We start from the raw sequence: 21,005 nt of genomic DNA, 5'->3' as shown, positions 1-21,005 counted from the left end.
ACACTCTAGTTATTGAGTCAACCTATGGCGACAAAAACCATCAAGGCCGCAAAGAACGCACACAAACTTTAAAATTGGTCATAGAGCGCGCAGTTGCCGACAACGGCATCGTGCTTGTGCCAGCGTTTAGTATTGGCCGCACACAAGAGTTGCTTTACGAACTTGAGCAACTAATTTATAAGGCACCTAAAAATTCTAAGTGGCGAGACATTCACGTAATACTCGACTCCCCCATGGCTGCTAATTTTACCGATCAATATATTAAGTTTAAACATTTATGGGATGCAGAAGCTAAGCGCAAAATAGCCAAAGGTCGCCACCCGCTCGATTTTAAAAACCTTACAACAATTGATACGCATCACGAGCACAAAGCTATTATTAATTACTTAACCTCGCACCAAACCCCCGCTATTATTTTAGCCGCCAGCGGCATGTGTAGCGGCGGGCGAATAGTTAATTATCTTGAGCAGTTTTTGGGAGATAAAACAACAGATGTATTGTTTGTAGGTTACCAAGGCAGAGGGACATTAGGGCGCAATATACAAAAATACGGCCCAAGTAGTGGCTATGTGGTTATTAACAACACACGTATTACCATAAACGCAAAAGTACACACCATAAGCGGTTACAGCGCACATGCGGATCAAAGTGGATTAATTAAATTTGTAACCGGCATGCATAAAAAGCCAAGTTGCATAAAAATAGTGCACGGCGACGATGAAGCAAAAAATGTATTGGCTAAAAAATATAGGAGCTTGTTGGGGAATGATGTAAAAGTTGAAATTGGAAAAGGATAGGTTAAGGTTCGAACCCATAGCTCGTTACCCGAAATCCGCAGCAGTAAATTTTAACACCGTACTTGGCTTAAACCTTTAACCTACTCTTTCGTATACTCATTAAACTCTTCCCCTGGTACCCCCCCTAAGCTTTAGTGGCACATGCTGTATTCTACAATCCCTCTTAAATAACCGAGTTTATCGCAACATTCGTGTGAGCGGCCACTTATATGCAGCGCTTCTACCGTATCAATAGCAAATAATGCATCAACAGAACCCGCTAGCCATATTTCACAAACAGCGCCAACGTGTTTTTTAGCCCGTAATAGACAAATATTTTTGCTTAATACCTAGCGGCCAACAAACGCTAGGTTTGAAGAAACAAACTCAGCGGCTAGCTTTTTAACCATTTTTTAAATGCTGTACTTTCACCAGTAGCAAGCTCTACACCCTTAATATCAGCAATGCCGTACTTACATCTCAGGCTCTAAAATAATTTGGCTAGCATGGGCTTGCTCAAAACAGTAATATCCGCTAAGCTTTAAGTTTTTTTACCTCATAAGCATCCAATATTACAGCGGGTAACACCACAACAAAATCACTATCACCAACTATTGGCTTGGGACATAAAATGACGTGCCCTAACCTTTAACTTGGTGCACATACATAATAGTCAGTTCTGTGAGGAAAATAGAGCGCATCTCTTCTAGCAAAGTACGTTTTACGCGTTTTTCTGACGTGGTTTCTAGCTCAAAACTGGTATCAAAATGGTCTTCAATGGCATTTTTAGAGCTATGTGTCACTAGCACAATCTCTTTAATAACCACCGCTGATTCATTTACAATGTATTGAATCAGCGGTTTATCAACCAAGGAGAGCGTTTCTTTAGGGATTGTCTAGCCATAGTAAACATACGAGTGCCTAAGCCGGTAACAGGAATTACAGCTTTCATTTTAGACCTTTAATAATTAACACAATAGTTAATAACCTAAGTGTTCACATTAGGGATTATTACTCCTTAGTAATGAATAAATTTTTGCAATTACAGCTTTGGGTAATAATCTTAATGGCATTCTAATCAACATATTTTTTATAACAGTGCCTAAAGGAAGTAATTTATTTTTATAGCAGTATTTGTAAAAATTGAACTCTCGTTTAAAATACAAATAACCACTTCGCCTAGACAACTGATTTAATCCAGCTCGCATATGCACTAATGGAGAAGGTATATTATACAATACTGCACCGCTTTTAATAAGGCTTAACCATAAATAATAATCTTCAAAGTACAGTATATTTTGATAACCACCACTTTCTACTATCGTTGTTTTTTTAAACATAACGGATGGGTGGTTCATAGGATTTTTTGTCCTCGCAAACTTTATTATGTCAGCATGGCTTTCTGGTACTTGCCTTATAGACAATATCGAACTCGGATCACTGTCAAATTCACTAATCCATGAACCACAAACATCTATTTTTTGTGATTCAAAAGCAGCTAATTGTTTTTCAAAGCGCACTGGGAGTGCGATATCATCAGTATCCATTCTTGCTACTAATTCATAGCTACAATGCTGCAAACCTTTATTAAGCGCTTCCCCCAACCCAACGTTACTGGCTATAACAACATCAATTATATTTAACTTACTTTTCCAGTTATCAATTACACTATATAAATCTGCTGTTAAAGGTCCATCTTGTACAAGCACGACCTCTGTTGCTTGAACCGTTTGGCTATAAACACTATTCAGCGCATCACTTAATAAAAACTTATTTTCTTTCTGGTAAACCGACATTAAAACAGAAAACTTCATTAAAAACACCTAATTAAAACTGACGAAATCAGTGCAACTCGATTATATACAAACTTAGTAGAGCACAATCTATTTAATTAAAATTTGGATAAATTTGTTACAACCATCTTAACAAGCTCTTTTGCACGGCTATAATGTTTTGCTTCAACATAACAACGGAGCTCGGGTGCATTACCAGACTGGCGTAAGTGAACTATTTCGCCATTGTTTAGAGTTATGCGTAAACCATCGGTTTGATCTAGTTTGATAGCTTTTAAGTGAGATAAACCCAATTTTGATAATAAAGCTGAAGGGTCATTTATACCTAAACTTAAAACACTTATACTTCTGGCATTTGAAACCCTCTGGATTCGATCGCTTTCAGTATATCTTGAAGGTAAATTTTCCAATAAAGAGGAGATAGTAATTTTATCTACAACGGAAAGTACAGCTAAAATTGGTAATATAGCATCCCGAGTTGGTAAAGCAGTTAATAAGACACCATTAACTTCAATATCTGAAGCAAGCATGAACCCTCCATTCGCTTCGAAACCAGCAATTAATCCATAGCTTTTTTTTAAATTATCAAACTCAGCAATTACATATGGAGAACCTATCTGGCATCGTATAACTTTTTTAAATATTTCAGAGGTTTCAATTACAGAGTTACAGTTAATAGGAGCAACAACAGCTTCGATGCCCAAGATTTTAGAAGCAAGCAAACATAGAAGATCCCCTCTCAAATACACTCCTTTTTCATCAGTTAAAAGAGGCCTATCGCCATCACCATCTGTAGAAAACAGCGCATCTAATTTATATTGTGCTGTCCAATCAATAGCTTTTTGGGCATCAGTTTCACTAACGGCTTCCGTATCAATAGGAACAAAGGTATCACTACGGTCGATCAACACCACTTCAGCACCTAATTGCTTAAATAATACAGGGTAAATATCACGCCCGGCGCTTGAATGTAGGTAAATACCAATCCGTTTACCATGCAAAAATGGGGAATCAAATAAATTAAGGTAGCGTGCCACATACGCATCTGCAGCATCATTAGATACAGATAGTTTTATTAACATATCTAACGGCTCAAATACAAATTGACCATTAATAATCGACGACTCATCAGGTTTGTTAATTTCACCATCTGGACGATAAAATTTAAGCCCATTACGGTCAAACGGTATATGACTACCTGTTACCATAATCGATGGAATATTTAACGCCATAGCTCTGCATGCTAACGCAGGTGTAGGTATAACACCATAGTAAATAACCGATAAACCTAATTGCTCTGCAGCACTGGCGCAGGCTTGGGCCATTGAATAACTGCTGGGGCGATTATCAATGGCAATCGCCACTGTTTTGAAAGAAAATGTTAATCTCATGGTTTCAATAAACGACACAGTAAAAGCTGCACACACGTTGGCGCTAAAATCCTCTACCAATCCCCTCGCACCGCTAGTACCGAAAGTAATATTACTTTTACTAATCACATTATGGCTTACTAACATTAGTTTTTCTCCGAAGGCGCAACTCGGCCATAACGGTCTTCAAAACGAACAATGTCATCTTCGCCTAAATACGAGCCAGACTGAACCTCAATGAGTTCAAGATTCACTTTGCCTGGGTTTTCAAGTGCATGTACCGAAGTTATAGGGATGTATACGGACTCATTTTCCGTCAAGTATTGCTCTTTTCCGTCTAGGTGAACTTTTGCAGTACCCGAAACCACAATCCAATGCTCTGCGCGATGATGATGCATTTGAACCGACAGCTTAGCTCCTGGTTTAACTGTTATACGCTTGACTTGAAAGCGATCACCGCTATCAACAGAATCATATTTACCCCAAGGGCGATAGACTTCTCTATGAAAAGTAGCTTCGCTTCGGTGTTCATTTTTTAACTCCTGTACTATTACTTTTACTTTTTGTGATTCATTTTTATGTGCAACTAATACAGCGTCTTTAGTATTTATAATCACTAGATCTTCAACACCGACTGCTGCTATTAATTTGTCATAGCTATGAACTAATGTATTTTTTGTATTTACAGCTTTTACATCACCATTGAATGCATTGCCACTTTCATCTTGTTTAGATACCTCCCACAAAGCAGCAAAACCACCTACATCGCTCCACCCTACATCCATAGGGACTACAACTGCATCTTTGGTATGTTCCATTACTGCATAATCTATAGACTCATCTGGACATGCTTCAAACGCCGTTTTATCAACACGAATAAAATCCAAATCATTATTTTGATTTTGCATTGCTGCTTCACATGCTTGATAAATATCAGGGCGAAATGCTTTGAGCTCACTTAAATATCGGCTTGCTTTAAATAAAAACATGCCACTATTCCAGTAATAATCTCCACTATTAATATATTGCTCTGCTGTTGCACTATCTGGCTTCTCTACAAAGCTGTCTACGACAAAACCTGCTTGATACTGCTCACCACGTTTTATATATCCATACCCTGTTTCTGGTTTATTACCCACAATACCAAAAGTAACCAGTTTACCTTGTTTAGCAAGCTCAGCGGCAGCGGTTACACTTTTTTGAAAAGCAGGCGTATCTTCAATAACATGGTCGGCAGCTAAGACTAACAATAATGGATCAGCCCCCTGAACAATTGCTTTAAAGGCAGTTAGGGCAATTGCAGGTGCAGTATTACGTCCTACTGGCTCTAAAAATATGCCACTATGCTCAACACCCAATTGGCGAACCTGTTCTGCAGCTATAAAGCGATGCTCTTCATTACAAATTAACATAGCTGGTTTATGGTCTAAACCATCTAAGCGACTTAGTGTGTTTTGTAACATTGTGTGCTCGCCGTTAAGCTTTAAAAATTGTTTTGGATAGTTGCCACGTGAAAGTGGCCACAAACGTGTACCTGAACCACCGGCCAGAATTACTGGTAAAATCATTATTAAATTCCTTTTGTTGTTATTGCATCAAAGTACCATTTAGTATGAATATGTACTTGTGGATTATATTTTAAATCAGCCATATCAAACCATTTATAACTACCATGCTGCTCATTTATAGGTAAATGACTTAACTGTTCTGCTGATACTCTTACAATATAGGCAATAGCAACATAATGTGTTTTTATATGCTCGCCAAATACACTATCGTTATAAAAGTGGTCATATGGGCCAAGTAATTCAGCACTTTCAATTGCTAGTTCACTACCCAACTCTTCAAGAGTGAGTCTTTTAAATGCATGCTCTAAAGGTTCGTTCTTAAGAATCCGACCACCGGGTACAAACCAATAACCTTGTGCAGGGCGATTTAATCGCTCCCCTAACAAAGCTTGTCCTTGTTCGTTAATGGCAACTAAATCCATAGATACAAGGGGCGTGCTATCAATCACTGTAGTAAATGTTGCATTATCTAAAAACATATTATTTTCTAAAACTATGTTGATTGTTTAAAAACCATTCATAAGTGACTTTTAAACCATCTTCTAAATTAATAGAGTACTCCCAGCCTAGTGACTTAAGACGAGAAACGTCCATTAATTTACGTGGTGCCCCATCAGGTTTTGAACTATCAAATACAATCCCCCCTTCAAAGCCGGTAACTTTCGCAACAGTTTCAACTAATTCACGAATAGTACAGTCAATACCTGTACCAATGTTAATATGGCTAAGCATATCTTGAGTATTATTTTTATAAACATCACAATTTAAATTCATAACATGAATTGATGCAGAGGCCATATCATCCACATGTAAAAACTCACGCATCGGCTTACCTGAACCCCAAGCAACAACTTGAGCATCGCCTGCAAGTTTAGCTTCATGAAAGCGGCGTAACAATGCGGGTATTACGTGTGAATTTTTAGGGTGGAAATTATCATTTTCACCATATAAATTTGTTGGCATGACTGAGCGATAGTTACGACCATATTGGCGATTGTAAGATTCGCACATCTTAATACCTGCAATTTTTGCAATGGCATAAGGCTCATTCGTTGGCTCTAATGTGGCTGTAAGTAGCGCATCTTCTCGCATTGGCTGCTCAGCAAGTTTAGGGTATATACATGATGAACCTAAAAATAAGAGATCATTAACACCTGCTACATGTGCACTATGAATTATATTGTTTTGTATAGTAAGGTTTTCGTAAATAAACTCGGCAGGATAAGTATTATTAGCAACAATACCTCCTACTTTAGCGGCAGCTAAATAAACCTGGTCAATCTTATTATCATAAAAGAATGCTTGTACGTCAGCTTGGCTAAGTAAGTTAAGCTCAGCTCTTGAACGTATAACAACTTCTATATTACTTTCTGATTGAAGTTGCCTAACAATCGCACTGCCAACCATACCATTGTGGCCAGCAACAAATATACGCTTTTTATTCATGTTTGTTACCAATAATAAAACCCAGCAAGTGCTGGGTTACAATACTTTAATTAAACTGTAATTACTCTACAGAAACGTTTATATCATAGCCATGTGACTTTAAAATTGCGTGCTGTTTTGCTTTACCTAAATCGTTTTGTACCATTTCAGCACACATTTTCTCAACGGTAATTTCAGGCACCCAGCCTAATTTTACTTTCGCTTTTGAAGGATCGCCAAGTAAGGTTTCAACTTCTGCAGGACGGAAATAACGCGGATCAACTTTAACAATTACATCACCTACGTTTAGCGCATGGGCATTGTCGCCTTCAATCGCGACCACTGTTGCAATTTCGTTTACGCCTTCACCGCTAAATTCCAGTGTTATACCTAACTCTTTAGCTGAGAGGCGAACAAAATCACGTACCGAAATTTGTTTACCTGTTGCAATTACAAAGTCTTCAGCTACATCTTGTTGCAGCATCATCCACTGCATACGCACGTAATCTTTGGCATGGCCCCAGTCACGAAGTGCGTCCATGTTACCTAGATACAAACACTTTTCTAAACCTTGTGAAATATTGGCCAGTGCACGGGTAATTTTACGCGTAACAAAAGTTTCACCACGGCGTGGAGATTCATGGTTAAACAAAATACCATTACACGCATAAATACCATACGATTCACGGTAGTTCACTACTATCCAGTAGGCATACATTTTTGCAACTGCATACGGTGAACGTGGATGAAACGGTGTAGTTTCTTTTTGTGGAATTTCTTGTACTTCGCCATACAGCTCAGAAGTAGAGGCTTGATAAAACTTCGTTTTTTTCTCGAGGCCTAAAAAGCGAATTGCCTCTAATAAACGTAAAGTACCAATCGCATCTACATCGGCGGTGTATTCTGGCGCTTCAAACGATACTGCTACATGGCTTTGTGCGCCTAAGTTATACACTTCATCTGGCTGCACTTCTTTTAAAATACGAGTTAAGTTCGACGTATCCGTTAAATCGCCATAATGTAAAAAGAACTGTGGGTTCGCTTCGTGGCGATCTTGATAAATATGGTCAACGCGCTCGGTATTAAAACTAGATGCACGGCGTTTTATACCATGTACTTCGTAACCCTTTTCCAATAGCAACTCAGCTAGGTATGAGCCATCTTGGCCAGTGATACCTGTTATTAAAGCTTTTTTCAATTAAATCTCCAATTTTTAAATTTAAGGAACAAGCTAAAAATGCTTGCTAAAACAAATGGTGGACACATATAAATTAGGAAAGAGTAAAGATTATACGGAAAAGAGCAATTATTAAAATAATTCAAGTTCCATATTAACCGTTTATTCGATTTTTTATTTTTTGAAACTAAAAATAAATATTTTAAAAACATCAATGAAAAAGCTCCTCTAACTTCTTCAGGAGATGATTTATTAATCTGCTTAAAAAGTCTAATTAGTAAAATTGGTTTTTGTTCTAGCTTTTTGAAACTAACTTGAGATAAAGAGTTATTAACAGCCCTATAATAACAAAGCTTAGAGGTACAAACTATTGAGTTATAATTTGCTGACAACCGAGCCCAAAACTCAGCATCTTCTGAATAACGCGAACCTTCATCAAAGAAACCTACCTCATCAAAAACATCCTTTCTTACACAAACACTTGACGCTGTGAACAAAAGCAAGCCTTCACATAAAGTCCTGTGGTACTCATAAGCAGTTTTACACTTTATATTTGAATTTATTGTTTTGCTAGAGTGGTCATAGTCAATTTTGTCTACAACACGCTTCACACCAAAAACATAAACGGACTCTTTTGGATATAATTGCAATGAAAGGTGTAGAGCTGAAAAAAAATTTAAGTCAACAAAATCATCGGCATCAATAAAATAAACAAAGTCAAATGTAGTATGCTTTACTCCAAAATTTCTGGCGTAGGACGGCCCTTTATTCTCATTTAATTGCAACAGTTTAACATTACGTTCTGAACTAAGAACCTGCCCAACCGAGCCATCTGTTGAGAAGTCATCAACGATTACAACTTCAATTTCAACACCAGCGTTAGTAGCTGAAAGGTATAGACTTTCGATACAAAAATTTACATACTTTTGCTTATTAAATAAAGGAATAACAACAGATATCATACTACGACCTAACTAATCTCAAAAAGTATAAAGAAATATTAAATAGCTTAGACAAAACAATATGTTTAGGACTATGCCAAATAGCACGAATAATTTCGTAATAAACTTCCTTATTATTAATATCAGATATACCGCCGGATTTATAAAAGCAAATACATAATTTAGTATAATGAATCATATTAGGATTACACATAAAAACCTCCCAAAGTAGTTTGAAATCAGCAGATAGCTTCAATGATTCATCAAAAGTCACTAACTCTCTACGAACTAAATAGCTTTGATGACATAGGTTTCTAATTATAAACTTTGAAAGTGGCTTTTGATAAATAACTTTAGAAGTCGCCAGTTCAAAACCATTAAAAATAGATAGAGATGCCAATATATTCACTTCATCTGTAAGCAATGGAATCAAATTACTAACAACCGTATTACTGACTAACAAATCACCTACATTAATGAATAGCACAAAGTCCCCATGAGAGTTTCTAATAGAATTATTCATCCCCTCATATATAGAGCTATCTTTGTTGCTATAAACCTTGAGGAAACTATATTCACTTTCATACTTACTAGCTAGTGATAGTGCTGCACTCTCAGTAGAACCACCATCTTGAATAACATATTCGAAATTTGTTGAGCACTGCTTGACAACAGATAAGATGGTTTTTTCTAACTGAGTCAAATCAGGGTTAAACATTACTGTTACAACTGTTATTTTAGGCATAGAAGCTCACTAAATAGAATTATATAAACTTTTTTTATTCACAAATACATTTGATATGAATAACAGAATTACTAAATAGGGGATTAAACGATGTCTCATCCCCCCTTGAATAAAATACTCAACACAGGACTGTAAAAGTATCACACATAAGAAAATCAAAACGACCCTGTTAATACTTTTCCTAAAACAAATTACGAAAAATAATAATAAAAACATAGAGACACTGAAAATAGTTTCCAGCCACATAAAAAAAGTTCCAGACATAACTTTAATAGATATAGGGTCAAATATGTACTGAATAAGAGAGTAAATATAAAACTTATAAAATTCTAAGTAATTATGTCCGTCGAAGGATTCAAACAATGTACTTCTCGGAATTCCTAAGCCAGAAAAGAACTCAAACTTATTGATTCTATGTTGGATGAAGAAATCGTAACAATAAGGAGAAAATAAAAACAAAAGATAAGCCAATAAAAAACAAGAAATCAGTACATCTGGTTTGCTTCGATTTAAAAATTTACTTTTAAACAAAAAATATAACAAAAAAAAAGGTACGTATACCACAGAATCAAACCTAACACTTATTAAGCAAACAAAAAAAATAACAGCCCAGAAAAAACGATAACCACTTAAAAAGTAAACGAAGAAACTAAAAAAGAATAGCTCATAAGACTCCCTCAATATATTATTGTAATGAATGAAATATGAAGGATAAAAACTGATAAAAGCAATAAAAGCAACAAAAGAGCCATATCTAACCTTGCCCATAGATAACAGTTTTGAAAATCCAATGAAGAAAAAAACAATCGATAAGGACACCAATAACTTTTGATATACTAAATATAAGAAGTCATTACCTTGAACAATGAATGAAATAGGAAATGAATAAAAAAGAAAACCAAGCAAGTCTAAATTACCACCGTGTGATGCATTTAATCCCCTAGTTTGAATAATTTCAGTAAACATCAAATTATCTGGTACATGAGGGAGATATAAACGAAATAAAATACCAGAAAGCACCTGAAAAAATAAAAAAATAAAAAGCAGAAAACTTACTTTTGACCTGTCAAAAATAAATTCAGAAACCAGATTCCTAACAGATATTTTAAAAACAAAAACACCAAAAAAAACTAAAAATAAAATAGAAAAAAACAACATATTTTAACTCATATGTTCAAAAATGCTTTAAATATAATAATTAGAAAAAACATTTATTGTTTAAAAGGTGAAGAAATTCATCTGCATTCCTCTCACCTATTACGATAGCAGGATTGCCAGCAACAATAGAAAAATCAGGAATACTCCCTCGTACAACTGAACCAGCAGCAACCACAACCCCGTTACCAATAACTGTACCAGGTAATACTGTGACATTCGCGCCAAACCAAACAAAATCTGCTATGACAACTGGCTTAATTAAAGTTAATTCATCATAAGGAATCTTAGTGCTATCTTTCCAATTATGTGACGTTGAAAAAATAGTTAAACCGCGACCTGTATGAAAGTATCGACCTATTGAAACACCACCACTGCATTCAATAAAAGTATTGCTTTTGATATGACTACACCGACCCATTTCAAACTTGCTTGCATCACCGGAAATTTGGAAACCTCCTGGCCCTTGATTAACAAAATTAAAGTTCTCGCCATATATATATTTATAGCGATACTCTTGAAGGTATTCAAACAGCCGTTTGACCCTTTCTAAAAACAAATCAGCTTTTAAAAGAAAAAGGCTTTGCAAAATTATTTTTTTTAACATGGAATGTAAAGGTCATTATTAATAAAGTAATAAAATATACTGCCATAGACAGTGCGTAGACATAAGAAACTTGTTTCAAACTTTGACTCAAATCGATAAAAAAGTGAAGCAGTACAATACTAACTAAAGCACCTAGACATAACGAATAAAGCCTCCAAGAGGTCTTGCCAATGTGATTTGCATACAAAGCAGGCACGGAGGCAGTAGACTGAAAAAAGACGCCTATAAATAAAATCATAGTTATAGACACAAATCCTTCATATTCAGCAGAAACTAACTTTTCACCTAAGACGTAAATAAAAAATGCACCTATAGATGTTGTAAACAATAAAATCAGTATAATACTTCCGAATAACTTTATCGAATACATCTTATCAATGTCAGAATAAATTATTTTCAAAAAAGAATTGTTTACCGCGGCATTAATTTGTAATTGAAACGCAGAAATCTGTAATGAAACGGTAAGGATACCTACCAAAACGAGAGAACCATTATCTGAAACAAAAACTTTACCATACTCATTAATTACCCACGCTGGAAATAAAGAGAGAAGCAAAGGAAATGAAAACTTAAATATAAGTTTCATTTCAGAAAAATCAAAGTTAGAAGACTTTATTGACTGGACATGCTTCATACATAAAATTAGAACTAAAAACTCAGCTAAGGCCATAGCAAACAATCTTGAGTAAGAGTCGTTATTTATATATTTTAGAAAAACAACACTAAAGAACAGAGTTAGTACTGAAAGCCCTATATTAGACACACCGAAAACACTAACTTTTTCATCATAAATCAACTCTGATTGTTGTGCCACCCTAATCGCTCTAACCCAACAGAAAAGTGGTAATAGTAATAATAACCAGCTAACGGACTTATCAATTATGAAAAAAAATGTGACCCCAAAGAAAAACAAAAACAATACAAACGACAAAACATAAATACTTTTTTTAATATCAGGAAAATGTTTGCTTTTTGATTTTGCTACTGGTAGGTAGCTCTCAGCACACAATGAAATCAATGGTATTAATATTACACTAACCCCCATCATAAGACCGAACTTTCCAAGCTCGGCAGGTGGCATCAAATGAGTTATGATTGGAATCGAAATAAATCCAACTATTAGCTGAATGAAGCTGACAGCTAAGTATTTAATTACTGTTATGTACTTTAGCAATTTATCACACCAAGTCTATTTAATAACTTAAGCATCAATGCCAATTTCAATGAGTGATTCTTTTACCGCTAAAAGCAGCTCATTATACTCTAACCCACCCCACTTAGAAAGAGTAAATTGAATACACCACCCCGAACGATACAAATTAATTAAAGCCGAAGAAAAAAAGCTGACCACTAGCTTTGGTTTCATTGTATCTACAAGTATTTCGACAGGAGAGTCCGATTCGATATATGTAAAAGATGGAAACAAGCCTCTGACTTTAGCCTCGATCTCAGTGCCAATCTCTCTTGGGTGAAACTTAAAATAAACTTGTTCATAATTAGACAAAATATCGTTATCTACGGTAGTTAAATGTAACAAATACTCCTCGACTGTCATGTAAAAGTTGTATACATCCTGCGATAGAAATAACACCGCTAAGCCATGAGAATCGTTAGGTATTAAATCGTTCTTTCTATTGTATGAAGAAAATAATTTCCACTTTTCGACAATCGGTTTAAACTTTCTTTGACAACTAACATCTGAGTAATAAATTACTTTACTGTATGTATGGTCAGGTAGGATGGGAAATATCTCCCGTCCTGAAACATAACACTTCGTAAATATTCCGCTGTAAAACAATTGCGCCAAAAAAGTTTTTGGGTGGCAAACCGCTAAATAGTTAAGATTGTTATTACAAGCCACTTTGTTTAAAGCATATGAAGCGAGACCATTCTCTTCAATGAGGTTTACTTTAGCTTTTACATTAACAAACTGATTCACAACGAAGTGATTTAACAACTCGTATTCTGTGTAGATATAAAGTTCATCAAGACTATTTAAACATAAACTTTTTTTAACGTTTGATATGGACTTTAAAAACTTACTGATTCTCAGCCAGCCAAGTCTCTCCGTCAATGGACTATTGAATATATAGTAATCAAACTTGAGTTTCTCAACCTCTTCCAACTCTAAAGTGTGAGGGACGCATATTAAGGTAACATCAACTAACTTAAAGTGCTCCACTCGCTCTAAGACATCCCTAAGATGGAAGTTATTATTAATTAGAAAATATTTCACTTTCCAACCATCCTAGAAGCAACCAATAATTCAGCAAATTTAAAGTCCAATAGTGTATCTATATCAACTGAGTTTTCTGGAGTCATTATAAAAGGATAGTAATGATCCTCTAAAAATATTTTTTTGTATCAATGAGTACATTATGATCCACTAAATATATTGCGCCATTTAATTGGTAAAACTCTTTAAGGTCTTGGGATCGAGCGTTAGTCAGCCCCTTTATGAAGCTCTTAAATTCATTAGGTGTATCTAATGGTGTAGCCCAGAGTGGAGAATGCTCGCACTTAGTCATAGAAACTACGCCTTTAGCTTGTTTTTCAATATATAGGGCAATAGCACTATCAATATCCAGCGTTGTTCGCAACGGGGACGTAGGTTGTAATAAACAAACAACATCAAACTCCTCAAATTGCTTCGCATACTCTACAGCATGTAAAACTACATCAGCAGTTGACGCTGTATCAACTGCGAGCTCAACGGGCCTATTTAAGGGGTAAGTATTTACATATTGAGCACTTATATTAAGTACTGTTGGGCAGTCTGAAGTAGCTATTGTTGCACTGATATATTTTGAGTCTTTTATTGCCTCAAATGTATGTGCTATAAGAGGTAAACCATTTAATAATTTAATATTTTTTTGAGGTAATCGTTTACTACCGGCCCTAGCAGGAACTACAGCTAATACTTTTGGTTTCATTTATAGACCTAATTCGTGGATATCTGTTTGTGCTTTATTAAAGTCATCATGGCGGCCCACATCTAACCAATATTCGTGGATTGGAAACTTTAAAGTTTTGAAGCCTGCTTGCTGTTTTATTTCAAATAATGTTGGCATATCTAATCGCTCATTTTTTGGAAGCGAATTAATTATATGATTAGAAATAATATAAATACCTGCATTCACAAAATAACGGTACGTAGGCTTTTCTACCACTGCTGTAATTTCGTGCCCTTCACCTTCAATAACACCAAAGGGAATTTTAATCTCATAATCACGGACACACATTGTTGCATCACTTGCATGCTTGTCATGAAAATCGAGCACTTTAGAGAAGTCTACGTTTGTTAAAATATCACCATTAATCATAATTAGAGGCTCTTTAGGTAACGTATCTGGTAATAAAGAAAGCGCACCTCCTGTCCCTAAAGGAGTTTCTTCATATATGTACTCAATTTCAATGCCAAATTGGCTACCATCACCAAAGTAGTTAACAATAACTTCAGGTAAATAATGTGTGGAAATATAGAACTTGTAAAAGCCATGACTCTTAAAATTATTAATTAATGTCTCAAGCATTGGTTTATCACCAACTTTGAGCATGGGCTTGGGGCAGTTATCTGTTAATGGCCTTAAACGAGTACCAAAGCCTCCTGCCATAATAAAAACAGGGTTTTCACGTTTTTCAATTACAAGAGTATCGTATAATGTTTTTAGTCCGACGAGCTGCCCCTCATCATTTACTATAGGTAGTGATAATATCTTGCGCGACTGCATTAGAGCTTTTAAATCATGACTACTTAATGAAACGTTAGCGCTGACTGGATTAGTATTCATTATTTCGCTTACTGGTGCAGAAAGCTCTATGCCTTGTAATATCCCCCTGCGAACATCACCATCAGTTACCATGCCAATTAATTTATTGTTATCAACGACCAAAGCGACCCTTAAGGCCTCTTTATCAATAACTCTTAAAGCTTCTTTAATTGAAACTGAAGATTCAATCACTACTTTTTGCCAGTTAACTGTCATCTGTTATACCTAATCCTCTAATTACTGAACGCGCACCATACACAATGGAGTTTGATGGGATTGATTTAGTTATATTAGCCCCGACTCCAACTATAGTGCTGTGACCTATAGTGATATTATTAATGACACTAACACCCGTAGCTACGTGCACATTTTTTTCAATTATAACCTGACCACTTAAAGTAGTACCGGGAGCTAAATGGCAATTTTCACCAATATTACAATCGTGGTCTATAGAAACTGAAGTGTTTATTAAGCTATTTTCACCAATCCGGCTCCCAATATTAACCACACTATTATTCATTATTTGTACACCGCTTTCTAAAATAGAATAATCGGATACTAAAGCTGAATCGGCTATGACTGTTACAAACTCATAACCTAGTTTTCGAAAACGATTATAAACAGTTTCTCTAAATGACTTGTAAGGCATTGAACCAATACCGTTAACTAATAATATATCTTTTGGACTAAAGTTAAGGATGTCGTCATCATTGAAAAAATGTTCTATATTTTCGAAAATTATATGCCCTGCAGTTATCTGTGGAGCAACTACACCAACGATCTTCTTTTTTTGCCTGATAAGAATTTCAGCTAATGCTGCAGCATGGCCTCCGCCACCAATAATTAAAAGAGGTTTATTTTTCATCGAGTAATTGACCAACTAAATAATCTTTAGTAGCTGGAGTACCTAATAGTTTCCAAAAATTAATTGGGGCAATACCATCCCCAGGCCTTTTTACTGAAATAAGCTGCTCAGTCAAAATCTCACCTTGTTTAATTGCTTGTGCTGCAACTAAGCTTTTACGAGCGACTACTTTATTTTTTACTTCAGAAGGGCGTGGGCCCTTAATTCCATCACCTAATATTTTTTCCACGATGCGAATGCCATCAACCATTTCTTTTAATTCGATAGGATCAAGAGATGCTTTGTGATCTGGGCCCGGTAATGCTTTATCAACAGTGAAGTGCTTTTCAATTAAAGTAGCTCCTTTGGCGACAGCCGCAATAGGTACCACTACACCGGCACTATGATCTGAGTACCCTACTTTTAACTTAAATGCATCTTTCATTGTGTCCATAGCATTTAAATTTATATCATTGAATGGAGCTGGGTATTCAGTTGTGCAATGTAAAAGCGTTACTTTGTCTTTTAATAATTGCTTGCCTTGTTCTGAAAAGTAAGCTGTTTGTAAGGCTTCATCTGTTGGGTTACCTTTGGGATTTAAATAACCAAAAGCAATTACCGATAATACTAGCTCGATTTCAGAAAGTGTCGCCATACCTGTTGATACAATTAGATCACAGCCTGTTCTTGCGTGCTCAAGTACCAATGGCGCATTTGTTATCTCACCAGATGGTAACTTTAAACGTGTTATTCCTAAATCATCAACTAAAAACGATAGGCTCTCTGAATCAAATGCTGTAGATAAAAACTCAATGCCTAAATCATTACAATATTTAACTAACTTATGATGTGTTTCGTAGCTTAATTCTAATCGCTTTAGCATTGAGTACTGAGACTCTTTTTGGCCACTATTCGTGATCTGATACTCAGCCTGTTGTGCATCTTCAGTAACCAAATTTTTAGCTTTAAATGTCTGAAATTTAACTATATCAGCTCCAGCTTGATGCGCTGCATCAACAAGAGAAAATGCTAAATCGTCACTGCCATTATGATTAACACCCGCTTCAGCAATAATTAATGTCATAGGATTTCTCATTTTAAGTCGTAAAAGGATTTGCTCGGCTCAAATTCTAAAGATTTAAGCATTTGAATTGCTTGAGCGCTTGCATTACCAGCGCCATATGGATTTGTGATTATTTCGCCAGGAGTTTTATAGCTTCCTGTAATAGCCGATTTTATCGCTGCTGAAATAGATTCTGCTGTGGCAGTGCAGTTAAGGACACTTTTGGCCGCTAAACGACCTTTTTGTCTTATACCTATATTAACTGTAGGCACATTGAACGCAGGAACTTCAATAATACCGCTTGATGAGTTGCCTATAACAGCCGCAGCATTTTTTACAGTGCTGAGGTAGCGCTTTTGTCCCAATGAAGGTATTGCACAAACTCTAGTTGGATATTGTTTAGCGTAGTCTTCAAGTATTGGAATTATACGACGACCACCATCATCGGCATTAGGATATGTTAGGATAACTTGATGATCTTTGAAATTATCTAATGATTCAAGTAATGCAACAAAGCTTTGCTCAGGAGGCTCTGCACCTAAAGTTACGGGGTGATAGGTAACAAGAAAGTAAGGCTGCTTCAAATTAAAGTTTAATGAGTTGCCAATTTCATTGACACTCATAAAGTCACTTCGTGCTAAATGATCAAGACCAATTGCACCAATATTTTTAACACGCTCAGGTATTTCACCTAGCTGTATAACACGTTGGCGATACTCCTCAGTAGACGTTCCATGTAAATAGCTAAGCTTGGTAATAGCATGGCGAATCGCATCATCATATGCGCCTTCAGTTATTTCTCCACCGTGCAGGTGTAAAATAGGTATACGTAATATCATTGCAGTTTGAGCAGCGGCGAGAGCTTCGAAGCGATCACCTAAAATAACAAGCGCATCTGGCTTTAATCGACTTAATGCGTCAGCAAAACCTAGCACACCTAACCCCATACTTTTAGCTATGCCGACTGCGGTATCTGATGATAATAGAATTTCTATTTTCTCATCTATTGTAAAGCCATCTTGCTCTATTTGTTTATAGGTTTCACCAAACTCTGATGACAGATGCATACCTGAAACTAATAGCTGTAACGTAAGCTCTGGATCATTATGAATGTCTTTTATAAGCCAATATAGGAGCCCATATTCAGCACGCGTACCTGTAAATACAGCTATTTTTTTTGTCATTATAACTCGCCTAAACTTTCAAGTGGAGAGCTTGGTATATTAACTAAATGAGCTTCAATAAACTCTGAGTGAGTTAAATCACCACGTAGCGCATTTTTAAACATAGGTAATCTATGCATTAATTGCCATATTGGTCGAGTCATTACAGCTTCAGCATTAGTTTGCTTTAGGAGCTTTTCTCGCTCAGAATGATTTGGGCAAATAATTGCATTTAACCAATAATTTGATTTTGCATAGCTAGGCTCTATTACAAATTGAAAATCAGATCCTTTAAAAAAGTCTGAATATAAGTTCGCAAGATGTCGTTTATTATCGACAAATACTTTAAGATTTTCCATTTGCGCACATCCAAGTGCCGCGTTTAAGTTAGGCATGCGATAGTTAAAACCCGCTTCATCATGAAAGAACTCATACGGATGAGGAACCTTAGCAGTAGTTGTTATATGTTTTGTATGCTGCCCTGACTCTAAACTTTTACATAAAACCATACCACCACCACCTGTGGTAATAATCTTATTTCCATTAAAGCTAATAGCACCAAAATCACCTAACGTACCAGTATGCTTACCTTTATAAAAAGAACCTAGACTTTCTGCAGCATCTTCTACTAAAGCAATACGCCACTCATTACACACATTGATTAATTCATCAAGTTCTACAGGGTGCCCAAATGTATGCATTGGTACAACAGCTTGAAAACGTTGCTTTGTTTTTTTATGTATAGGTCCTGACTCGGTTAGCACTGCATGCTGCTCTAAAAATGTAGACAATGCTTTAGGACATAATCCCAGGTTCAAAGGTGACACATCAACAAAGGCGGGCTCAGCCCCCATGTGATGCACTGCATTACAGGTTGCTACAAAAGTTAGAGCTTGAGTAATAACGATATCGTTACTTTGAACACCTGCCATATACAATGCTGCATGTAATGCTGCGGTGCCATTTACAGTGGCAACTGCTTTTGGAGTTCCGGTGTAAATTTCAATATGTTTTTCAAAGTCATCTACAAACTTACCAACACTTGAAACAAACGTACTACTAATTGTTTCTGATACATACTTTTGTTCATTCCCTGAGAAAGTTGGCGCGTGTAGAGGAATAAACTCATTCGTTTGGTAAAGATCTTTTACAAATGAAACAAACTGTTTAGTCATAATATATCTACCTAATTACATTTTACCATCAAGGTATTTGCCGGTTTCTTTATGCCCAAAATCAGGAATCATTTTAAAGAAAAGTGAGACAATTTCGTCTTTTGTCCAAAACTTATCAGCTTTCATTTGAGTAATTTTTTCTTCAAACTCAGCAAGTAGTGCTTGATCGAAAATAGCATCATTTTTGATAATGCCTAAATTTTCAAAGCGATCCATATCCAATGTTTCACTTTCAGTAAAAAATTCTTCAAAGTCTTTTTCACCAGTGGTGTCACTTTCAGTAAATAAGCAAGGCCACTTACCTTGAGTAGGTAATGTTTTTACTAGCTCGCGTGCTTCATCTTCAGTTTTACATAAGAAAGGTTCATAACCACGATCTTGAAGGTATTTAACAGCAATGTCTGCAAAGGTGATTAGATGCAAAGCTTCACTTAACTTTGGAAAGAAAATATCTCTATTTTCACCAAAAATACATGACATTAAACATAGCTCACCAGATTCTTGAGGTGTAACAAAGTAGCGCTTGATATCACTCGGTGCGACTATTGGTTGTTGCTTTTGTATGCGCTGATTAAAACCATGTAACAATGAACCATCTGAAAAAGCCACGTTTGCAAATCGAGCGGTAGAAATAGCAATGTCTTCACTTTTACGCATTAAGAACATTTCCATTATACGCTTTGAAGCCCCCATCATATTAACTGGATTTGCTGCTTTATCTGTAGATACACAAAAGTATTTTTTAGCATCACAATCAATCGATTGTTGAATCGTTTTATCGGTATTAAAAACATTTACGTCAATCATACGCATTAAGGTAAATGGGTCTTTTTCACTACGAACATGCTTAAGCGCAGATAAATTCAATACATAGTCATATTTTCCGTCAGCTTTTATAAATGCATCATACTCAACTGAGCCAATATCAAGCGCGAACGTTTGAAAGTCGCCCTCTATATAGCCATACGAACTACGAATATCGCGAACCAACTCAACCATGTTGTTTTCACTAATATCGACAACATGAAGTTTAGCAGGGTTACGCTTAAAGATTTCTTTTGTAACGGCTTGACCTATAGAGCCGGCTCCTCCTAATACAAGAAACTTTGAGTTTAACACTATTTTAGATAGTTGCAGCTCGTTTTCTTCAATATCACTGTTAAATAAAAGTTCAGTTCGCCCAATTAACTTAAGTATATTTTCCATCATTATTCACTTATTTCTTGTATTTTTAAATAGCCTTTTAAGGGGGTAGACTACTAAATTTTTTAAAATTTTATAGTGCTTAATTACTCAACTTCACTTCTCTAATTCGCTTTGGTGTATCGTGTAACAATAGAAACACAATTATTTTTAGAGGTGACATCAGCGAGTAGCAACTCTAGATTTTGATAAGATCGTTGAACAATTGACTCTATAGTATTTTTTAGTGT

The 21,005-nt window shown here is 35.9% G+C and carries 19 protein-coding genes and 1 pseudogene; 1 reads left to right on the top strand and 19 read right to left on the bottom strand.

Annotated features, from left to right (window positions below; genetic code table 11):
- The coding region (locus P20495_RS19970) for a beta-CASP domain protein (RefSeq protein WP_033014883.1) at window positions 1-797 on the top strand (797 nt) is incomplete at its 5' end.
- Between the two features lie 131 nt (window positions 798-928).
- On the opposite strand, the pseudogene P20495_RS22750 reads toward P20495_RS19970, so the two are convergent.
- The 19 genes and pseudogenes from P20495_RS22750 to P20495_RS19140 form a co-directional block, all read right to left on the bottom strand.
- Window positions 929-1,728, bottom strand: a pseudogene (locus P20495_RS22750) (sugar phosphate nucleotidyltransferase).
- 49 nt (window positions 1,729-1,777) lie between these two features.
- Window positions 1,778-2,590, bottom strand: a complete 813-nt coding sequence (locus P20495_RS19050; RefSeq protein WP_008133593.1) for a glycosyltransferase — start codon at window positions 2,588-2,590, stop codon at window positions 1,778-1,780.
- A 77-nt stretch (window positions 2,591-2,667) separates the two neighbouring features.
- Complete coding sequence (locus P20495_RS19055; protein WP_008133590.1) at window positions 2,668-4,086, bottom strand: phosphomannomutase; 1,419 nt, start codon at window positions 4,084-4,086, stop codon at window positions 2,668-2,670.
- On the bottom strand, window positions 4,086-5,507 hold the full coding sequence (locus P20495_RS19060; RefSeq protein WP_008133588.1) for a mannose-1-phosphate guanylyltransferase/mannose-6-phosphate isomerase: 1,422 nt from the start codon (window positions 5,505-5,507) through the stop codon (window positions 4,086-4,088). The genes P20495_RS19055 and P20495_RS19060 overlap by 1 nt, the downstream gene beginning before the upstream one ends.
- 2 nt (window positions 5,508-5,509) lie before the next feature.
- Window positions 5,510-5,986, bottom strand: a complete 477-nt coding sequence (locus P20495_RS19065) for a GDP-mannose mannosyl hydrolase (protein ID WP_008133586.1) — start codon at window positions 5,984-5,986, stop codon at window positions 5,510-5,512.
- A 1-nt stretch (window position 5,987) separates the two neighbouring features.
- Window positions 5,988-6,953, bottom strand: a complete 966-nt coding sequence (locus P20495_RS19070) for a GDP-L-fucose synthase (protein WP_008133584.1) — start codon at window positions 6,951-6,953, stop codon at window positions 5,988-5,990.
- Between the two features lie 61 nt (window positions 6,954-7,014).
- The gene (gene gmd, locus P20495_RS19075; RefSeq protein WP_008133582.1) at window positions 7,015-8,130 is read right to left on the bottom strand and encodes a GDP-mannose 4,6-dehydratase; all 1,116 of its coding nucleotides are present in this window, start codon (window positions 8,128-8,130) and stop codon (window positions 7,015-7,017) included.
- Entirely contained in the window at window positions 8,127-9,071 is a 945-nt protein-coding gene (locus P20495_RS19080) for a glycosyltransferase family 2 protein (RefSeq protein ID WP_008133580.1), read from the bottom strand. The genes gmd and P20495_RS19080 overlap by 4 nt, the downstream gene beginning before the upstream one ends.
- A 1-nt stretch (window position 9,072) precedes the next feature.
- On the bottom strand, window positions 9,073-9,795 hold the full coding sequence (locus P20495_RS19085; protein WP_008133579.1) for a glycosyltransferase: 723 nt from the start codon (window positions 9,793-9,795) through the stop codon (window positions 9,073-9,075).
- 1,198 nt (window positions 9,796-10,993) lie between these two features.
- Window positions 10,994-11,557, bottom strand: coding sequence for an acyltransferase (locus P20495_RS19095; protein WP_008133575.1), 564 nt, complete (start codon window positions 11,555-11,557; stop codon window positions 10,994-10,996).
- Complete coding sequence (locus P20495_RS19100) at window positions 11,511-12,731, bottom strand: lipopolysaccharide biosynthesis protein (RefSeq protein WP_008133573.1); 1,221 nt, start codon at window positions 12,729-12,731, stop codon at window positions 11,511-11,513. The genes P20495_RS19095 and P20495_RS19100 overlap by 47 nt, the downstream gene beginning before the upstream one ends.
- Window positions 12,732-12,758: 27 nt before the next feature.
- Window positions 12,759-13,793 (bottom strand): polysialyltransferase family glycosyltransferase, encoded by a 1,035-nt coding sequence (locus P20495_RS19105; protein ID WP_008133571.1) that lies wholly within the window; start codon window positions 13,791-13,793, stop codon window positions 12,759-12,761.
- Between the two features lie 109 nt (window positions 13,794-13,902).
- The gene (locus P20495_RS19110; RefSeq protein WP_008133568.1) at window positions 13,903-14,490 is read right to left on the bottom strand and encodes a cytidylyltransferase domain-containing protein; all 588 of its coding nucleotides are present in this window, start codon (window positions 14,488-14,490) and stop codon (window positions 13,903-13,905) included.
- A complete protein-coding gene (locus tag P20495_RS19115) occupies window positions 14,491-15,543 on the bottom strand; it encodes a nucleotidyltransferase family protein (RefSeq protein ID WP_008133566.1) in 1,053 nt (350 codons plus the stop codon).
- The gene (locus P20495_RS19120) at window positions 15,533-16,192 is read right to left on the bottom strand and encodes a NeuD/PglB/VioB family sugar acetyltransferase (protein WP_008133564.1); all 660 of its coding nucleotides are present in this window, start codon (window positions 16,190-16,192) and stop codon (window positions 15,533-15,535) included. The genes P20495_RS19115 and P20495_RS19120 overlap by 11 nt, the downstream gene beginning before the upstream one ends.
- Entirely contained in the window at window positions 16,182-17,255 is a 1,074-nt protein-coding gene (neuB, locus tag P20495_RS19125; RefSeq protein ID WP_008133563.1) for an N-acetylneuraminate synthase, read from the bottom strand. Before neuB ends, P20495_RS19120 begins: the two co-directional genes overlap by 11 nt.
- Before the next feature lie 8 nt (window positions 17,256-17,263).
- The gene (gene neuC, locus P20495_RS19130; protein WP_008133562.1) at window positions 17,264-18,418 is read right to left on the bottom strand and encodes a UDP-N-acetylglucosamine 2-epimerase; all 1,155 of its coding nucleotides are present in this window, start codon (window positions 18,416-18,418) and stop codon (window positions 17,264-17,266) included.
- Window positions 18,418-19,572: a LegC family aminotransferase gene (locus P20495_RS19135; protein WP_008133561.1), complete on the bottom strand. Its 1,155-nt coding sequence runs from the start codon at window positions 19,570-19,572 to the stop codon at window positions 18,418-18,420. Before P20495_RS19135 ends, neuC begins: the two co-directional genes overlap by 1 nt.
- A 15-nt stretch (window positions 19,573-19,587) precedes the next feature.
- Window positions 19,588-20,778 (bottom strand): UDP-N-acetylglucosamine 4,6-dehydratase, encoded by a 1,191-nt coding sequence (locus P20495_RS19140; RefSeq protein ID WP_033014881.1) that lies wholly within the window; start codon window positions 20,776-20,778, stop codon window positions 19,588-19,590.
- Between the last annotated feature and the right edge of the window lie 227 nt (window positions 20,779-21,005).

The sequence above is a fragment of the Pseudoalteromonas sp. BSi20495 genome (assembly GCF_000241185.1).
Taxonomy (GTDB): Bacteria; Pseudomonadota; Gammaproteobacteria; order Enterobacterales; family Alteromonadaceae; genus Pseudoalteromonas; species Pseudoalteromonas fuliginea.
Note: the sequence above shows the minus strand (reverse complement) of the source record. Positions and strands in the feature narration are given on the sequence as shown.

What these genes read in the sequence shown, in the direction of transcription:
- P20495_RS19050 (WP_008133593.1), bottom strand. Translation starts at nt 2,590, where the DNA reads ATGAAGTTTTCTGTTTTAATGTCGGTTTACCAGAAAGAAAATAAGTTT.
- P20495_RS19055 (WP_008133590.1), bottom strand. Translation starts at nt 4,086, where the DNA reads ATGTTAGTAAGCCATAATGTGATTAGTAAAAGTAATATTACTTTCGGT.
- P20495_RS19060 (WP_008133588.1), bottom strand. Translation starts at nt 5,507, where the DNA reads ATGATTTTACCAGTAATTCTGGCCGGTGGTTCAGGTACACGTTTGTGG.
- P20495_RS19065 (WP_008133586.1), bottom strand. Translation starts at nt 5,986, where the DNA reads ATGTTTTTAGATAATGCAACATTTACTACAGTGATTGATAGCACGCCC.
- P20495_RS19070 (WP_008133584.1), bottom strand. Translation starts at nt 6,953, where the DNA reads ATGAATAAAAAGCGTATATTTGTTGCTGGCCACAATGGTATGGTTGGC.
- P20495_RS19080 (WP_008133580.1), bottom strand. Translation starts at nt 9,071, where the DNA reads ATGATATCTGTTGTTATTCCTTTATTTAATAAGCAAAAGTATGTAAAT.
- P20495_RS19085 (WP_008133579.1), bottom strand. Translation starts at nt 9,795, where the DNA reads ATGCCTAAAATAACAGTTGTAACAGTAATGTTTAACCCTGATTTGACT.
- P20495_RS19095 (WP_008133575.1), bottom strand. Translation starts at nt 11,557, where the DNA reads ATGTTAAAAAAAATAATTTTGCAAAGCCTTTTTCTTTTAAAAGCTGAT.
- P20495_RS19110 (WP_008133568.1), bottom strand. Translation starts at nt 14,490, where the DNA reads ATGAAACCAAAAGTATTAGCTGTAGTTCCTGCTAGGGCCGGTAGTAAA.
- P20495_RS19115 (WP_008133566.1), bottom strand. Translation starts at nt 15,543, where the DNA reads ATGACAGTTAACTGGCAAAAAGTAGTGATTGAATCTTCAGTTTCAATT.
- P20495_RS19120 (WP_008133564.1), bottom strand. Translation starts at nt 16,192, where the DNA reads ATGAAAAATAAACCTCTTTTAATTATTGGTGGCGGAGGCCATGCTGCA.
- neuB (WP_008133563.1), bottom strand. Translation starts at nt 17,255, where the DNA reads ATGACATTAATTATTGCTGAAGCGGGTGTTAATCATAATGGCAGTGAC.
- neuC (WP_008133562.1), bottom strand. Translation starts at nt 18,418, where the DNA reads ATGACAAAAAAAATAGCTGTATTTACAGGTACGCGTGCTGAATATGGG.
- P20495_RS19135 (WP_008133561.1), bottom strand. Translation starts at nt 19,572, where the DNA reads ATGACTAAACAGTTTGTTTCATTTGTAAAAGATCTTTACCAAACGAAT.
- P20495_RS19140 (WP_033014881.1), bottom strand. Translation starts at nt 20,778, where the DNA reads ATGGAAAATATACTTAAGTTAATTGGGCGAACTGAACTTTTATTTAAC.